The 1,326-nt window shown below is 40.2% G+C and carries 1 protein-coding gene; it reads right to left on the reverse strand.

Features of this window, described 5'->3' with window-relative positions; all coding sequences use genetic code 11:
* Positions 1-95: 95 nt before the first annotated feature.
* Entirely contained in the window at positions 96-719 is a 624-nt protein-coding gene (locus tag F6K27_RS33220; RefSeq protein WP_287280605.1) for a hypothetical protein, read from the reverse strand.
* Positions 720-1,326: the final 607 nt, after the last annotated feature.

A 1,326-nucleotide genomic window follows, 5' to 3' on the forward strand; every position in this document is an offset into this window, starting at 1 on the left:
TATCTCTCCCCAAATCTTCCCTCTTAACCTTTTCTCTCTTACCTTCTGTCTCCTGTCTCCAGTATAGCTGTCTCCTAGTCAAAAAAACTTGATATTTATATGAAGATACGGTTAGGGGTTCTATAGTCCAGATCAAGTTTGATTGTTTGCCCATCCATATAAGCCTTCAAAATGGCTTTATTGTCTCCTCCAGGAAATTTTAGTTCTAATGGACCGACCACTACATTGCTGGAGATCACAGTTCCCAGTTCCAAGTCGTTAAAAAGACCGACATAATAGGTAGGTGTGATCTGAAACTGAGCTCCCGATCCACTTACTACATCTTTCTTATAAAGCGATGCTTCGCCTGACATGCCGACACCAATATCCGCGAATTTGTTTGAATCGTTGTTGATGACAATTAAATCCCCACTTCCAGCGTTCCCATCCGGAACAAGCTGCTGAACGCCTTCCTTGAAGACAACCTTCCACTGAGTGCCTAATGATATGTTCTTCTTCTTTTGGGATGATTTATAGACTCCGATTCCTCCGCTTTGTTTGTAATTGGCGAGTGCAACAAGATAGGTAATTTCCCACTCAACCCCAGATTCACCATCTGGGGGGACGATTGTTTTTTTCCAGGCTACACTATCTAACCCTATTGAACTCGGTATCTTTTGATATACTGCCATCGTCCAGACTCGATCTGTTTGGTTTTCAAAGTCAACGTAGTAAGTCATTTAATTTACCTCTGCTTTTTTCTTGGACAAAATTTGATTTTCTGTCTCTATACTTAAGACGATCTCAAAGCTCCATTCCTGACTCACTGCTAGCTCAAATCAAATGCCTCCTTCCAAATAAATTGTCTAAGAGTGTAGTCTAAGTCTTTTAGTCCTTGGCTAGCTGCTAAGGTTCCAGACAAGGTTTGCTAATGTTTTTTTCTTTGCCTAAAATCCAACAGTGTGGTTAGCTGAAATTTTCCTTCTGAGAAATGTACTTGCAGACATTCTGGTAAGAAATCCCCTGCCGTTAGACAATCTCTGGATAAGATAAATCCTGATAAAAATGCAATAGGACTTACGCAAAATATCAAATCATACACCATCTGTGAGGGGTAAAGGCCTTTACCTCTTAGTGAATATGCTACTTCTGCGTAAGTCTTGATACAAATACTTTAGCTAAATTATTTTTGTATAAAGCCGATCGCCCCTACACAACCTTTCCATCCCACACCCTGCATCAAACTCTGCCAAAAAACAGAAAGTATAGACAATAAAGGTGGGTCTCTAATAACATTAACCACATCAGTAATATTCAACCCAACCATCGCCTTTAATCTCATGTCCG

This window comes from Okeania sp. SIO2F5 (assembly GCF_010692685.1).
Classification (GTDB): Bacteria; Cyanobacteriota; Cyanobacteriia; order Cyanobacteriales; family Microcoleaceae; genus Okeania; species Okeania hirsuta.

Excerpts from the sequence above, each read along its gene's own strand:
- F6K27_RS33220 (WP_287280605.1), bottom strand. The coding sequence starts at position 719 with ATGACTTACTACGTTGACTTTGAAAACCAAACAGATCGAGTCTGGACG.